Origin of the sequence: Thioalkalivibrio sp. ALJ21 (assembly GCF_000378605.1) — a bacterium.
Taxonomy (GTDB): domain Bacteria; phylum Pseudomonadota; class Gammaproteobacteria; order Ectothiorhodospirales; family Ectothiorhodospiraceae; genus Thioalkalivibrio.
In genome coordinates this window covers 230707-245478 of record NZ_KB905155.1, presented here as the reverse complement: position 1 = coordinate 245478, position 14772 = coordinate 230707, and the positions used below count along the sequence as shown (strand labels likewise).

General features: G+C 65.6%; 11 protein-coding genes. 5 read left to right on the top strand and 6 right to left on the bottom strand.

What is annotated here, in order from left to right; translation table 11 throughout:
- Nucleotides 1–13: 13 nt before the first annotated feature.
- The 6 genes from F579_RS0101135 to F579_RS0101110 form a co-directional block, all read right to left on the bottom strand.
- Nucleotides 14–1435 (bottom strand): form I ribulose bisphosphate carboxylase large subunit, encoded by a 1422-nt coding sequence (locus F579_RS0101135; protein WP_012982269.1) that lies wholly within the window; start codon nt 1433–1435, stop codon nt 14–16.
- A gap of 301 nt (nt 1436–1736) precedes the next feature.
- Nucleotides 1737–4838: an efflux RND transporter permease subunit gene (locus F579_RS0101130; protein ID WP_019024646.1), complete on the bottom strand. Its 3102-nt coding sequence runs from the start codon at nt 4836–4838 to the stop codon at nt 1737–1739.
- A gap of 14 nt (nt 4839–4852) precedes the next feature.
- Nucleotides 4853–5965, bottom strand: coding sequence for an efflux RND transporter periplasmic adaptor subunit (locus tag F579_RS0101125; protein WP_019024647.1), 1113 nt, complete (start codon nt 5963–5965; stop codon nt 4853–4855).
- Nucleotides 5962–6696 (bottom strand): TetR/AcrR family transcriptional regulator, encoded by a 735-nt coding sequence (locus F579_RS0101120; RefSeq protein WP_019024648.1) that lies wholly within the window; start codon nt 6694–6696, stop codon nt 5962–5964. Before F579_RS0101120 ends, F579_RS0101125 begins: the two co-directional genes overlap by 4 nt.
- Nucleotides 6697–6799: 103 nt before the next feature.
- The gene (locus F579_RS0101115; protein ID WP_019024649.1) at nt 6800–7474 is read right to left on the bottom strand and encodes a type 1 glutamine amidotransferase domain-containing protein; all 675 of its coding nucleotides are present in this window, start codon (nt 7472–7474) and stop codon (nt 6800–6802) included.
- 116 nt (nt 7475–7590) lie between these two features.
- Complete coding sequence (locus tag F579_RS0101110) at nt 7591–8355, bottom strand: HAD family hydrolase (protein ID WP_019024650.1); 765 nt, start codon at nt 8353–8355, stop codon at nt 7591–7593.
- Nucleotides 8356–8495: 140 nt separating this feature from the next.
- On the opposite strand from F579_RS0101110, the gene dksA reads away from it, so the two are divergent.
- The 5 genes from dksA (at nt 8496) to F579_RS0101085 (ending at nt 14757) form a co-directional block, all read left to right on the top strand.
- A complete protein-coding gene (gene dksA, locus F579_RS0101105) occupies nt 8496–8948 on the top strand; it encodes an RNA polymerase-binding protein DksA (RefSeq protein WP_019024651.1) in 453 nt (150 codons plus the stop codon).
- A gap of 329 nt (nt 8949–9277) precedes the next feature.
- The gene (gene gluQRS, locus F579_RS0101100; protein ID WP_019024652.1) at nt 9278–10222 is read left to right on the top strand and encodes a tRNA glutamyl-Q(34) synthetase GluQRS; all 945 of its coding nucleotides are present in this window, start codon (nt 9278–9280) and stop codon (nt 10220–10222) included.
- Nucleotides 10223–10338: 116 nt separating this feature from the next.
- Entirely contained in the window at nt 10339–10512 is a 174-nt protein-coding gene (locus F579_RS15330) for a hypothetical protein (RefSeq protein WP_019024653.1), read from the top strand.
- Complete coding sequence (locus F579_RS0101090; RefSeq protein ID WP_019024654.1) at nt 10502–13447, top strand: sensor histidine kinase; 2946 nt, start codon at nt 10502–10504, stop codon at nt 13445–13447. The genes F579_RS15330 and F579_RS0101090 overlap by 11 nt, the downstream gene beginning before the upstream one ends.
- Nucleotides 13444–14757, top strand: coding sequence for a sigma-54 dependent transcriptional regulator (locus tag F579_RS0101085; protein WP_019024655.1), 1314 nt, complete (start codon nt 13444–13446; stop codon nt 14755–14757). The genes F579_RS0101090 and F579_RS0101085 overlap by 4 nt, the downstream gene beginning before the upstream one ends.
- Nucleotides 14758–14772 lie beyond the last annotated feature (15 nt).

Here is a 14772-nt window from a genome sequence, read left to right as displayed (position 1 = left end):
CGTGCTCGGACGATCACTTGTGCTGGGTATCCAGCTTGTCGACGGTGTCGAACTCGAACTTGATCTCTTTCCACGTTTCCATGGCGATCTTCAGTTCGGGGCTGTGCTGCGCCGCCTGAGTCAGGATGTCCTTGCCTTCCTTCTCGATGTCCCGACCTTCGTTACGCGCCTGGACACAGGCTTCCAGCGCCACACGGTTGGCTGCCGCACCCGGGGCGTTGCCCCACGGATGGCCCAGCGTACCGCCGCCGAACTGGAGCACAGAGTCGTCGCCGAAGATGGAAACCAGGGCCGGCATGTGCCAGACGTGGATACCACCAGAGGCCACGGCGAACACGCCCGGCATGGAACCCCAATCCTGATCGAAGAAGATGCCGCGCGAGCGGTCTTCCGGAATGAAGGATTCACGCAGCAGGTCGATCCAGCCCAGGGTCGCGGCACGGTCGCCTTCCAGCTTGCCGACCACGGTGCCGGTGTGCAGGTGGTCACCACCGGACAGGCGCAGGATCTTCGCCAGCACACGGAAGTGGATACCGTGCTTCGGATGACGGTCGAGCACCGCGTGCATCGCACGGTGAATGTGCAGCAGCACGCCGTTGTCGCGGCACCAGTTGGCCAGACCCGTGTTGGCACAGAAGCCGCCGGTGATGTAGTCGTGCATAATGATCGGCGCGCCAATTTCCTTGGCGAACTCGGCACGCTTGTACATCTCTTCCGGGGTCGGCGCGGTGACGTTCAGGTAGTGACCCTTGCGCTCGCCGGTTTCGGCTTCGGCCTTTTCGGTCGCTTCCTGCACGAACTCGAAGCGATCACGCCAGCGCATGAACGGCTGCGAGTTGATGTTCTCGTCGTCCTTGGTGAAGTCGAGGCCGCCACGCAGGCACTCGTACACGGCACGGCCGTAGTTCTTCGCGGACAGACCCAGCTTCGGCTTGATGGTGCAGCCCAGCATCGGACGGCCGTACTTGTTCAGCTTGTCGCGCTCGACCTGGATACCGGAAGGCGGGCCACCGCAGGTCTTCACGTAGGCCATCGGGAAGCGCACGTCTTCCAGACGCAGGGCACGGATGGCCTTGAAACCGAACACGTTACCGACCAGCGAGGTGAACACGTTCACCATCGAGCCTTCTTCGAACAGGTCGATCGGGTAGGCGATGAACGCGTAGAAGGACTCGTCATCACCCGGCACGTCCTCGATGGAGTAGGCACGGCCCTTGTAGTAGTCCATGTCCGTCAGGAGGTCGGTCCACACCGTGGTCCAGGTACCGGTGGAGGACTCGGCGGCCACGGCGGCCGCGGCTTCTTCGCGGTCGATGCCCGGCTGCGGGGTGATCTTGAAACATGCCAGCAGATCGGTATCCAGCGGCATGTATTCCGGCATCCAGTAGGTTTCGCGGTAATCCTTGACGCCCGCGGAGTACTTCTTGGCGGCCATGTGGCTTTCTCCTACGCGTTGGTTAATCGTGACGGTCGCCTAGATTAGGAAGGCGCACTGCTAATAACAAATAAATAATCTAGATACGACCAATAGACTTTCGTTTATAGAAGGGCCGCTCCGCAGAGTTCCGCGCAGCGGCATGGGGGTTCTGTTCGCATCAGCGCCCGGCGCCTGCTCGGCAGCCTCAGCCGGGAATGCGGTCGCTGATTGTAGTCCATGACCGCAGTCAATGCATGCCTTTTAGGCCACAGCGTGATCGGAGCCCTTGCCCCCTCTGCCGGGGGGACCGCAGCGAAGATCAGGCGGGACCTGCGTCGGCCTCCTGCGCCTCCAGCGTGTCGGCGTAGTGATCGCGCGCGACATAGGTGTAGATGGCCGGGACCACGAACAGCGTGAACAACGTGCCGATCGCCATGCCCGCGGCAATCACCAGACCCATTGCGAAGCGCGAACCGGCCCCCGCACCGGTGGCCATCAGCAGCGGCACCATCGCCACCACGGTCGCCGTGGTGGTCATCAGGATGGGCCGCAGACGCAGGCTGGCCGCCTCCTCGATCGCATCGCGCAAGGGGCGCCCCTGACGCTGCAACTGGTTGGCGAACTCGACAATCAGAATGCCGTGCTTGGCGATCAGTCCAATCAGGGTCAGCAGACCCACCTGTGTATAGATGTTCAGCGAGGTCACGCCCAGGCTGATGAAGATCAGGGCACCGGCAATCGACATCGGTACCGTGGTCAGAATGATCAAGGGGTCACGGAATGACTCGAACTGCGCGGCCAGCACCAGGAAGATGACGACCAGCGCGAAGAAGAACGTGACGACCAGATCCCCACCCTCGGCCTTCAACTGCCGCGACTCGCCGGCATAGTCCACGTTCACATCCGGCGGCAGCACCTCGGCGGCAATCCGGTCGATGATGTCCAGCGCCTCCCCGAGCGTGACGCCGGGCCGTGGCACCCCCTGCAGGGTCACCGCGTTCAGCTGCTGGAAGCGATTGAGTTGGCGCGGCGTGACCGTCTCCTCCAGCGTCACGATGCTGGACAACGGTACGGGCTCGCCGTCCGCGGTGCGCGTGTACAGCTCCTCCAGCTGCTCCGGCGTCAGGCGGTCGGAGCGCTGCACCTGCGGGATCACGCGATAACTGCGGTTCTCCATCGCAAACCGCCCGGCGTACCCGCCGGATAGATACGTGGCCAGGTCGGCATTCAGCGTCGCCATGTCGATGCCAAGCTGCGAGGCACGCTCGCGGTCGATCTTCAGATCCACCCGTGGCTGGTCGAAGTTGAGATCGGTATCGAGAAAGATGAACCGACCCGTCTCCATTGCCCGGTCCTTGATCTCCTGACTCAGTTCATTCAACTCCTCGAACGAACTGGTGGAACCGAACACGACGCTGACCGGTGCGCCCTGCCCCGGGGTCGGCAGCTGCGGTGGCTGGATCGCGAATACCTCAAGCCCTGGCAACCCTTCCAGCGCCGGCTGAAGGTCCTCTTCCAGGATCTTGGCAGTCGTTCGTTCACGCTGATCCCAGGGCGCCATCACAAAACCGCCCAGGGCCTGGTTGGTCGCCCCGGCCATGCCGGGCCCGCCCCCAAATCCGTTCACAATAAAGATGTTGTCGAGCTCGGGGATGCGGTCGAAAAAACCGTCGGTCAGCGCGGTGTTGCGCTCCAGGTAGTCGATCCCCATGTAGGCGTCGCCCTCCATGATCGAAAAGGCGAAACCCTGGTCCTCCTGCGGCTCCAGCTCGGTCTGCGAGGTCACGAACAGGAAGTAGCAGGACACCAGCACGATGGCACCGAAGGCAGCGACCGTGAAGCGGTCATTCAGTGCCCCATGCAGGCGTCGGCGATAGCGCTCGCGCAGGCGGTCGAAGCGAGCGTCCAGCCACGACTCGATACGCCCGCGTCGCTCGACCGAACCATCGCGCAGGATCTTCGAACACATCATTGGCGAGAGCGTGATCGCGACAATCCCCGAGATCACGACCGTCGCCGCGAGGGTGAACGCAAACTCGATAAAGAGCGTACCGGTCAGGCCGCCAATGAAGCCCAGCGGCAGGAAGACGGCCACCAGCGTGGTCGACATCGCGACAATCGGCCAGGCGAGCTCGCGCGCCCCCTGGAGGGCCGCATCCATGCGCGACATGCCCTCCTCGATATGCCGGGAGATGTTCTCCAGCATGATGATCGCGTCATCCACCACGATGCCGATTGCCAGCACCATCGCCAGCAGCGTCAGCAGGTTCAGCGAGAACCCCATCAGCAGCATCAGCATGAAGGTCCCGATCAGGGATAGCGGTACCGCCACCGCCGGGATCAACACGCTGCGCCACGAGCCAAGGAACAGATAGATCACGACCAGCACGATCAGCAGCGCCAGCACGATGGTCGTCAGCACCTCGTCGATCGCGCTCTCGATGTATTCGGTGGAGTCATAGACAATCTCGCCCTCAAGGCCAGAGGGCAAACGCGGCTCGATGCGCTGCTCGAAGATCTCGCGTACATCCGCGATCACCTCCAGAGCATTGGCATCCGGCGCCAGCTCGATGCCGATGAATGTCGCCGCCTGACCGTTGAAGCGCACCGAGGTGTCGTAGTTCTCCGACCCCAGCTCCACCTCGGCGATATCGCCAAGACGCACCAGGTCGCCGTCCTGCTCGAACAGGATCAGCTGCTCGAACGCCTCCGGGGTCTGCAGGTCGGTATCCGCGGTCAGGTCCAGGCTCACCATCGAGCCCTTGGTCTGCCCCACTGCGGAGAGGACATTATTGCCCTCCAGCGCCGACCGCACGTCACGCCCGGTAACGCCATAGGCCGCCATGCGATTGGCGTCCAGCCAGGCGCGCATCGCAAAGCTCTGATCGCCGAGGATCTCGGCCCGCTGCACGCCGTTGACGGTGGCCAGCTCCGGCTGCACCTCGCGAATCAGGTAGTCGGTGGTCTGATTATTGGAGAGCCGCTCGGAATAGAACGACAGGTACATCGCCGCCACGTCCTGACCCACGGAGAGATCCACCACCGGGTCCTCGGCCTCCGATGGCAGATCGCTGCGAATCTTGTCCACCTGGGCGGAGATCTGCGTCAGCGCCTGGTTCGGATCGTAGTCCAGCTCCAGGAACGCCTGCACCGTACTCATCCCCGGCAAGCTGTTGGACACGATGTAGTCGATCCCCTCCGCCTCGGCGATCTCGCGCTCCATCGGCGTGGTGATGAATCCCTGCACCAGGTCCGCATCTGCTCCGATATAGGCGGTGCTGACCGTGACCACCGCATTCTGCACCTCGGGGAACTGGCGCACGTTCAGGTCGAACACCGCCCGCACCCCGAACAGCAGGATGAACAGGCTGACCACAGTGGCCAGCACGGGCTTCTGGATAAAGACATCGGTAAAGCGCATCGTCGCAGGCTCGCTCAGCGATTCGCCGGCCGCGGATCGCGTTCGGCATCCGGCTGGGCATCCTCCGTGATCTTCACGGGGGTATCGTTCTGCAGCTTCAGCAGACCGCTGACCGCGATCTCGTCACCCTCTTCCAGACCATCCACGATGCGCACCAGGTCACCGCGGCGTTCGCCGATCTCCACCAGGCGCTGTTCCACGCGCTTGTCGCCGTCATCGTCTTCAAAGATCACGAACACCGAGTTGCCCCAGGGCGCAAAGCGGACCGCCGTCTGCGGGACCACCAGGCCCTCCTCCGGCTCGCCACGCTGCAGCGTGACCCGGGCGAACTGGCCGGGGCGCAGGCGATGGTCCTCGTTGGTGATCATTGCCTGCACGCGGAACATTCGCGAAGCGGCACGGACACGTGGCTCGATCGCGGTAATCTGCCCCTCGAAGGTCTCTCCATAGGCATCAACGGTGACCTCGACCGACTGCCCCCGTTCGACATTCGCCAGCCGGCGTTCGGGCAGCGTGAAGTTCACATACAGCGGGTCCAGGGACTCCAGCACCACGATCGGGTCGCCCGGGCCGACAAACTGGCCCTCGTTCACCTGGCGAATACCCAGTTGCCCGTCAAAGGGCGCCCGCAGACGCTTCTGGCGAATGCGCGCCTCCTGCGCATTAACCGCCGCCTGCGCCTGTTGCGCCTCGGTGGCACGGCGCTGGAACTCCGAGTCGGAGATATCGTTGCGTTGCACCAGGCCCCGCGCCCGTTCCAGCTCGCGTGCGGACAACTGCGCCTCGGCGCGCAGGCTTTCCAGCTCCGCCTCGTCCAGCTCGGTGTCGAGCTCGACCAGCGTCTCGCCCGCCTCGGCGAAGGCCCCGTTGGCGAAATGGATGCGATCGACAATGCCCTGCGCCTCGAAACTCAGCGTGGCGCCCTGCACCGCCTCCAGATCCCCCACCGCGCGCAGCTGCGGGGCCCAGCGATCGGTTTCCACGGTCGCCGCATTGATGGTCGCAGTCGGCTCCGGCATTTCGTCAAAGAACTCCGCGATCTGCTGATCCACGAAGGCCTTGAAACCGAAGATGCCACCCAGAACCAGGGCTACGCCCAGCAGCATCAGGAAGAATCGTTTGCTCATGAAGTTGCCTCGGGAATGTGCTCGCGCAGGACCGCGCGCACCCGCTCCGTCTCGGCACGCACGACCGAGGGTTCGTCCGGATCGATCCGCGGTTCCCAGCGCCAGCCGGTCAGTAGCGCATGGGTGTGGCGAATCAAGTGTTCATACGGGCGGTGGATATCGTAGGCATCCAGCAGCCCCTGGGCATTGGCAAGAGTCTGCATTCCGGTATTGAGCGCCCACGGGCCCAGCCCCATCTCTTCCTCTCCCAGTTCCTGGGCCAATGGAAGGTCCTGTTTGGCTCGAGCCTCGGAAACAATCACGGTCACCGCCTCGCTGATGGGCTGCGCGGCCTCCAGCAACTCCTCCCGGCGCGCCTCCGACGTACTCGCCCAGACCACCTCTGTCGTCACGAACTGGGTCAGGCGATAGTAATCCGGATTCGCCTGCGCGAAATCGATATCGGCCAGCACCATGGCCAGCATTCGTGAACGCGTTCCCAAAGGCAGCCGCGGAATCCGCCGAAAAACCTCGGCACGCTGGCGCGTCGTCCGGGTGGCGACGGCCGCCAGCAGGTCCTCCTTGGAGTTGAAATGCTGGTACAGCGTGCCGGTCGCGTACTCGCACGCGGCCGCCAGACGCGACATCTGCAACGCCAGAAGCCCCTCCGAGCGGATCAGCTCGTGGGCCTTTTCGACAAAGAGGGTCTCACGCGCCTCGCGCTCGCGCTGCTTTCGGTTCTCGGTACCCATCGGCGCAGCCTACCGAATCAAAACCAAGATTTGAACCTGGTTCACGCATAGAGCAAAAAAACCGGGGCCCAGAAGGCCCCGGTCGCCCGTCGTCGGCACCCATTCAGCCGGCTTCGCGCAGAAGGCGCACGATCGCGTCAGCCACGCTCTTGCTGGACTGCGGGTTCTGCCCCGTCACCAATTTGCCATCCACCACCACATGGTCCGCCCAGTCGTCGGCGGTCTCGACCTCCCCACCTAGTTCGGCGAGACGATCCTGCAGCAGAAACGGCACGGCCTGATCGAGCTGTACGGCCTTCTCTTCGCTGTTGGTGAACGCGGCTACCTTGCGCCCCTTCACTGCCGGGCTGCCGTCCTTCAGCATCGCGCCGACCAGGCAGGCCGGCCCGTGACACACCGCACCCACGACCTTGTCGTTTTCCAGAAACTCGGCCACCAGGCGCTGCACATGCGGGTTTTCCGGGAGATCGAACATCGTCCCGTGCCCGCCGGGGAAGAAGATCGCCGCGTACGCATCGTGGTGCATGCCTTCATCGAGATGGATCGTGTCGTCCAGGGCCTCCTGCGCGGCGACGGCCGCCGGGCCGGGATGATTCGACTCCAGGCTCTTGGGATCCAGCGGGACGGGCCCGCCCCTGGGACTGGCCACCTTGATCTCGAAACCGGCCTTGCGGAAGCGGTCATAGGGCACCGAGAACTCGTCGAACCACACGCCGGTCGCGTGGCCGTCGCCGATCTCGCCGTGACTGGTCACCACCATCAATATCGTCTTGCTCATCCCGCGAACTCCTGTTGCATCCATACAAGTCCGTGGACTCGTCATGCGGCCGGCGGGTTCCGGAGACTCCAGCTCATTGTGCCGCCCATCAGCACGAATACGGTGCTCGCAGGCCCTCAGGCCGCCGCCCACCACGCGCGCAAGGCCGTCACGTCCACGCAAGGCCCCGGCAACGCCGGACCCTCCAGAACGGTTGCGGGCTGATCTGGCTCGCCGAACCCGTCGAGTACCGCCAGCGCACCGGCAAAATCCTGCCGGCGGGTGTAGTCGTTCGTGGTCACCACGACCTTCAGGCCCGCGCCCCGCGCCGAGCGCACGCCGTTGTCCGAGTCCTCAAGGGCCAGGCACTCCTCGGGAGCGAGATTCATCGCATCCATGGCGTGCTGGAAGATATCCGGGGCGGGTTTCTTCTCCGGGACGACGTCACCGGCCGAGATCACCTCGAATCGGTACGGGCCCTCTTCGCCCAGCGTCGCCTCCAGCAGCGCGGTGACGTTCTCGGGTGTCGTGGTGGTGGCAATCGCCAGGCGCAGGCCCGTGGCCGCCGCTTCGTCGAGCAGGCGCTCGACCCCTGGCCGCAGCGGGATCGCGCCGGTCTCCAGCAGCGCCACGTAATGCCGCGTCTTGGCCGCATGCAGATCGCGGATGCGCTGATCGATGCCAGGCTCGGCCAGGACTTCCGGGTGCTCCTCCGAGAGGTACTGGCGGATGCGTTCCTTGCCACCCGTGACGCGCAGCAACTGTCCGTAACGCTCGACGCTCCACTCCCAGTCCAGCCCGGCCTCGGCAAACGCCTTGTTGAAGGCGACACGATGGCCGTCGCGCTCGGTGTCGGCCAGTGTGCCGTCGACATCGAAGATCAAAGCCTTCAGTTCCTGCATCCGGGTTCCTCTGGGTATGTCGCTGATAAAGTGGGATTCGCTCCAGGCTGCACACAAAAAACACTGGCACGGGACTTGCCCAGCCGAGCTGTCTCTGATACTAAGTGCGCCTTATTTTTCCAGCCGGAGAGAATGCCCGCATGGCTGCCGACAAGAATCAGGACCAACCCTCCACCAAGCACATGGTTGCCGGAGGTATCGCGCCCTACGAGCCGAAGTCCGGCGAAGAGTACATGAATCCGGAACAGCTCGATCATTTCCGCAGCCTGCTGCGGGCATGGCGCCAGGAGTTGGCCGAAGAGGTCGACCGTACCGTGGGCCACATGCGCCAGGACGCCGCGAATTTCGCGGACCCGGCCGACCGCGCCACCCAGGAGGAAGAGTTCGGCCTGGAACTGCGTGCCCGCGATCGCGAGCGCAAGCTGTCGAAGAAGATCGACGAGGCACTGCGCAAGATTGACACCGGGGACTACGGCTACTGCGAGACCTGCGGCGTCGAGATCGGCATCCGCCGCCTCGAGGCACGCCCGACCGCCACGATGTGCATCGACTGCAAGCAGCTGGCGGAGATCAAGGAAAAGCAGATGGCCTAGGGAGACGCTGATTGAATCGCACGTCCGCGTTGGTGCCCCCTGTTTTCCGAGACAAGGCGCGTCGTGCAGCGGGTAGTGGTTCTACCCGCCCGTTGTTGATTGATTCGGGGCGCAACGCAGGATCGGGGAACAGGGGGCACCAACCCCACAAGCCATTGAAAGCAGGGGCTCGGCCGCTTTTGCGCGGGAACGGCGTTGCGGTTCCCTTGTGCAGAATGACTGCACGGCAGTCACCGCGCCTTGTTCCCACGCAAAAGCGACTCGAGCGCGGACGTGCGATTAAATCAGCGTCTCCCTAGCAGGTCATCCGGCGGCAGGATGGCTGTGCCATGACTACCGCCAGCCCGAATCAAGGCGCCCCCTATGTGGGGCGCTTTGCCCCCACCCCCTCCGGCCCGCTGCATGCGGGTTCCCTGTTCGCCGCCGTAATCTCGTGGCTGGACGCCCGCAGCCACCATGGCCGCTGGCACCTGCGCATCGATGACATCGACACCCCGCGCGTCCAGACAGGCGCGGAATCCGCGATCCTTTCGACACTCGAGGCCTTCGCCCTGGACTGGGACGGCCCAGTCACCCGCCAGAGCAACCGCACCCCGACATACCAGGCCGCGCTCGAGCACTTGCTGGAGCGGGACCTTGCCTTTGGCTGTTCCTGCACCCGGCGCGACCTTGCCCATAACGGCAAACCGGGCTGGGAAGGCCCGATCTATCCCGGGACTTGTCGTCAGGGTCCGCCGGCCGGAGACCCGCCACGGGCCTTCCGTGCCCGCGCCATGCAGTCACACTGGGACGCCGAAGACCGTTTCCTGGGCCCCGTCGCCTTCGACCTCGAGGCCCTCGGCAGCGACTTTGTCATCCGCCGCGCGGATGGCCTGTTCGCCTACCAGCTGGCCACCATCGTGGACGATCTCGAGCTGGGCGTGACCGACGTGGTGCGCGGGGTCGATCTGCTGGGCTCCACTCCCCGTCAAATGCAGCTGTATCAATCGTTGGCTGCCCCCGGGCCCCGCTACGCGCACCACCCCGTGCTGATCGCCGCAGGCGGCCAAAAGCTGTCGAAGGCGACGGGCGCCGAGGGGCTGTGCGAGGACGCCACCCGCGCCCAGCTCGCCTCGGTGCTGACCTGCATCGGACTGACACCCAGCGATCCCGACTGCCCCGACCGTCCCGCTGCCCAGTTAGCCGAAGCGTTGGAGCGCCTGACCGACCGTCCCCTGGCCACTCGCCTGCCACTCACCACCGGCGTGCCTGCTTACGGTCGAGGCAAACACTGACATCAGTGTTTCCCTAGGAGGTAGACTGCGGCCATGCTGTGCCTGCCCGCCCTTCCATTCGCACCACTGCCTGCGCCCCGTCGCAGGCCGCATTGGCACAATCCGGGGCGCTGACCATGGAGTCTTCGCGCGCGATCCTGGTCGCCCTGCTTGGTGCGCTGCTGTTCCTCAGTCCGCTGGTCATCTGGGTCGCGCACCTGACGCCGGCCTGGTGGTGGCCATTCGCCGGCTGGGCAGTCTTCATCCTGCTGGTCGCCGTTGCCTTTGCCGGGGGTCGCCGTGACCCTTAGCCTGGGCCTGATCTATGCCGTCGGCGTGGCCTATCTGGCGCTGTTGTTCGGGATCGCCTTCCTGGCCGACCGGGTCCCGCGCATCGGGCGCATCGCGGCCAATGGCTGGGTGTTCAGCCTGTCGCTCGGCGTCTATGCCACGTCCTGGACCTTCTACGGCAACCTCGGCTTCCTCGCGGACCATGGCTACCTGTACCTGACGATCTACCTGGGCGTGACCCTGGCCTTCGCCGCCACCCCGTGGCTGCTGCGCCCGATCCTGCGCCTGACGCGCGAGCAGCAGCTCACTTCGCTGGCGGATCTGTTTGCGTTTCGCTACCGCAGCCGCTGGACCGGCCCGATCGTCGCCCTGTTCATGCTGGCCGGGGTACTCCCGTACATCGCGCTGCAGATCAAGGCGGTCGCGGAATCCGCGGGCGTGCTGACGGCCGAGACGCCGCCGCACCTGCTCGCCCTGACCTTCAGCGCGACCATCGCGTTGTTCGCGATCCTGTTCGGCGCCCGCCATATCGCGCCGCGCGAGAAACACGCCGGGCTGGTGCTGGCCATCGCGTTCGAGTCCATCGTGAAGCTGGTGGCGATCCTCGGCATCACCGCGGTCGCGCTGTACGCGGTGTTTGGCGGGTTCTCCGGGCTGGACACCTGGTTGACCGAGAACCCGGAGGCCGTGGATGCGCTGTATGCACCGGTGCGCGAGGGGGGCTGGTTCGCGATGATGATCCTGGCATTTGCCGCCGCCTTCCTGCTGCCGCGCCAGTTCCACATGCTGTTCACCGAGAACATCAACCCGGCAGCGCTCAATCGGGCCGCCTGGGCCTTTCCCGCCTTCCTGCTCCTGCTGAACCTGCCGATGCCGGTTCTGTACTGGGCCGGAGAGGCGGCCGCGCTCGGCATCGACACCAACTACTACGCCATCGGCATCGCCGGCATGCTCGACTCGCCCTCGCTGGCCCTGCTGGTGTTCATTGGCGGGCTCTCCGCCGCCAGCGCGATGATGATCGTGACTACGCTGGCGCTGGCCCACATGGGGACCAACTACCTCTCGCCACTCACGCGTCTGCACGACGAAGACAGCGCCGCCGCCAACCTCTATTCCCGGCTCCTCTGGGGACGCCGCCTGTGGATCGTGTTCATCATCGGTCTGGGCTATGCGTTCTACGGCCTGCTGCAGGTGGTCGAGGGCCTGGCCCAGCTGGGCCTGATCTCGTTTGCCGCGGTGGCCCAGCTGCTGCCGGGGCTGATCGGGCTGATGCTGTGGAAACAGGCCAACCGCGTGGGCTTCCTGCTGGGGCTCTGTGCGGGCATCGCCGGCTGGATATTTACGCTGGTGCTGCCGCTGATGGCCGAGGCCGGCATCCTGACCGGCTACCCGGACCCACAGGCCATGCTAAGGGCCGAGGCCCTGGACCCGTGGAGCTTTGCCCTGATGTGCAGCCTCGGCATCAATGCCGTGCTGTTCGTGCTCGGCTCGCTGCTGACGCGCCCCAACCGCGAGGAGACCGAGGCCGGGCGGGCCTGCTGCCCCAACGAATCGGCCGGAACCGGCGGCGGACTGCCGCTGGCGGGCGATGTCGCCGAGATGGAAACCGCGCTGGCTGCCACCCTCGGCGCCAGCGCCGCCCGCCACGAGGTGCAGCGCGCCCTCGACGACCTGGGACTGCCACGCCACACACGCTCGCGCGGCGATCTGCGCAGCCTGCGCGAGCGAATCGAGCGCAACCTGTCAGGGTTGCTGGGCCCGGTGCTGGCCCGCATGATCGTCGACCAACATCTGCGTCTCGACGCGGCCGGGCGCCACACCCTGAGCGAGAGCCTGCGCCGGGTGGAGGAACAGCTCGAGACCCGTTCCCTGCCCCTGTCGGGGCTGGCGGCCGAGCTGGACGCCCTGCGCCGCTTCCACCGCCAGATTCTTCACGAGCTACCGCTGGGGGTGGCAAGCCTTGGCACTTCCGGCGAGATCACCGGCTGGAACCAGGCCCTGGCCAAACTGACGGCGATCAGCACCGACCAGGCCATCGGATGCAATCTGCAGCAGCTCGAAAGCCCCTGGGCGGGGCTGCTGACCGCCTTTATCGAAAGCCCGGATCGCCAGTGGTACAAGCTCAATGTCGACCTGCCCGATGGCAACCGGCGGCTGAACCTCCACAAGTCCGCGCTCCAGGACGAGCACGGCCGGCTGGAGGGTCGCATCGTCCTGATCGAGGACATCACCGAGCGCGCTCAGCTGGAGTCCGAAATCGCCCACGGCGATCGCCTGGCCTCGATCGGGCGCTTTGCCGCCGGGGTCGCGCACGAGATCGGCAACCCGCTGACGGGCATCGCCTCGCTGGCGCAGAACCTCCCGCTGGAGGAGGACCCCGAGGAGGTGCGGGGCACCGCCGAGGATATCCTCGCGCAGACGCGGCGCATCAATGCGATCGTGCAGTCCTTGGTGACCTTCGCCCATGCCGACGAGGGCCCCTCCGCCGGGCATTTCGAGACCATCGCGCTGGATGCCATCGTCCATGAGGCGATTCGCCTCACTCGCCTTGCCGGGCGCAAGGACCTGCGCTTCGAGCTGGACGGCCTCGAAGGGCTCTATCTGCGCGGCTCGCACGCGACCCTGCTGCAGGTGTTCATCAACCTGCTGACCAATGCCGAACAGGCCTCGCCGGAAAATGCGACGGTATCGATCAGCGCCAGCGCTCGCGGGCGCAACATCCATCTGATCATCGACGACCGCGGGCCGGGCATCGAGGAATCCAGCCTGGAGCGACTGTTCGAGCCGTTCTTTACCACCAAGCCCGCCGGCCACGGTACCGGGCTCGGCCTGCCGGTGGCCTACAGCATTGTCCGCGACCACGGTGGTACCCTGATGGCCGCGAACCGCCCGGACGGCGGGGCGCGCTTTATCCTGATCCTGCCGCGACACAAACCCGATGGCCACCACGCATGACGCGCATCCTTCTGGTTGACGACGAAGCCCCGATCCGCCGTGCCGTGCGGCGGTTCCTGGAGCATCACGGGTTCCAGGTACGCCTGGCCGAAGACCTCGCCAGCGCCCGTGCCGCCCTGCGGGAGGAGTTTCCGGATCTGATGCTGGTGGATCTGCGCCTGCCCGACGGCGAGGGCATCGAACTACTGGCCGAGGCCGGTCATACGCCCACCGTGATCATGACCAGCTACGCCTCGGTCCCATCGGCCGTCACCGCGATGAAGGAAGGCGCGGCTGACTATATCGCCAAGCCATTCGATCACGATGCCCTGTTGCTCACCCTGCGCGCCGCACTGCGGGCCGGGGCCCCAGTCGCAACAACAGCGGGTAGCGACCGCGATTCTGACGCTGATGGCCTGGGCCTGATAGGCGACAGCGTGGCCATGCAACGCCTGCGCGACCAGATCCACCGGGTCGCGACCACCCAGTCCACCGTACTGCTGCGTGGCGAGTCGGGCACCGGCAAGGAGCTGGCTGCGCGGGCCCTGCATCGGCTCAGCTCGCGGGCGGCCGGGCCGTTTATTGCGGTCAACTGCGCAACCATCCCCGAAGGTCTGGTCGAGGCCGAGCTGTTCGGCCATGCCCAGGGCGCCTATACCGGCGCCGTCAAGGCACGCACCGGCCTGATCCAGGCCGCCCACGGCGGCACGCTGTTCCTGGACGAGATCGGCGAACTGGCCCCGGCCGCGCAGGCGCGGCTGCTGCGCGTGCTGCAGGACGGCGAGATCCGCCCGGTGGGCGCCAACGAAAACCTGAAGGTCGATGTCCGCCTGCTGGCGGCCACGCATCGCGACCTGGAGGCGATGATCGGCGAGCAGGCCTTTCGTGCCGACCTGTACTACCGCCTGCGCGTACTGGAGCTGTCAATCCCGCCGCTGCGCGAACGGCGCGAGGATATCCCGGCACTGGCCCGGCATTTCCTCGCCGATCTGGCAGGGAACGGCGGAGGACCCGCCGAACTCACCCCAGCCGCGCAGCAAACCCTCGAGACCCACGACTGGCCAGGCAACGTGCGCGAACTCGCCAATGCCCTGGAGCGCGGCTGGGTGTTGAGCCCGGACGGCCGGATCGAACCGGACCATCTGGGGCTGGCCCCGGCTGCGGGCAATGGCGACACGACCCCCGAGGGCTCGAGCCTCAATGACTACTTCCGCCGCTTCGTGCAGCAGAACCAGGCCCAGATGACCGAGACCGAACTCGCCCGTGCCCTGGGTATCAGCCGCAAGACCCTGTGGGAACGCCGCCAGCGCGAGAACCTGCCCCGCCCTTAAGGGCTCTGACTGGGC

Bases quoted from the DNA above. Each gene is read 5' to 3' on its own strand.
- F579_RS0101130 (WP_019024646.1), bottom strand. From the start codon at position 4,838: ATGCGCTTTACCGATGTCTTTATCCAGAAGCCCGTGCTGGCCACTGTG.
- dksA (WP_019024651.1), top strand. From the start codon at position 8,496: ATGGCTGCCGACAAGAATCAGGACCAACCCTCCACCAAGCACATGGTT.
- F579_RS0101110 (WP_019024650.1), bottom strand. From the start codon at position 8,355: ATGCAGGAACTGAAGGCTTTGATCTTCGATGTCGACGGCACACTGGCC.
- F579_RS0101125 (WP_019024647.1), bottom strand. From the start codon at position 5,965: ATGAGCAAACGATTCTTCCTGATGCTGCTGGGCGTAGCCCTGGTTCTG.
- gluQRS (WP_019024652.1), top strand. From the start codon at position 9,278: ATGACTACCGCCAGCCCGAATCAAGGCGCCCCCTATGTGGGGCGCTTT.
- F579_RS15330 (WP_019024653.1), top strand. From the start codon at position 10,339: ATGGAGTCTTCGCGCGCGATCCTGGTCGCCCTGCTTGGTGCGCTGCTG.
- F579_RS0101135 (WP_012982269.1), bottom strand. From the start codon at position 1,435: ATGGCCGCCAAGAAGTACTCCGCGGGCGTCAAGGATTACCGCGAAACC.
- F579_RS0101115 (WP_019024649.1), bottom strand. From the start codon at position 7,474: ATGAGCAAGACGATATTGATGGTGGTGACCAGTCACGGCGAGATCGGC.
- F579_RS0101120 (WP_019024648.1), bottom strand. From the start codon at position 6,696: ATGGGTACCGAGAACCGAAAGCAGCGCGAGCGCGAGGCGCGTGAGACC.
- F579_RS0101085 (WP_019024655.1), top strand. From the start codon at position 13,444: ATGACGCGCATCCTTCTGGTTGACGACGAAGCCCCGATCCGCCGTGCC.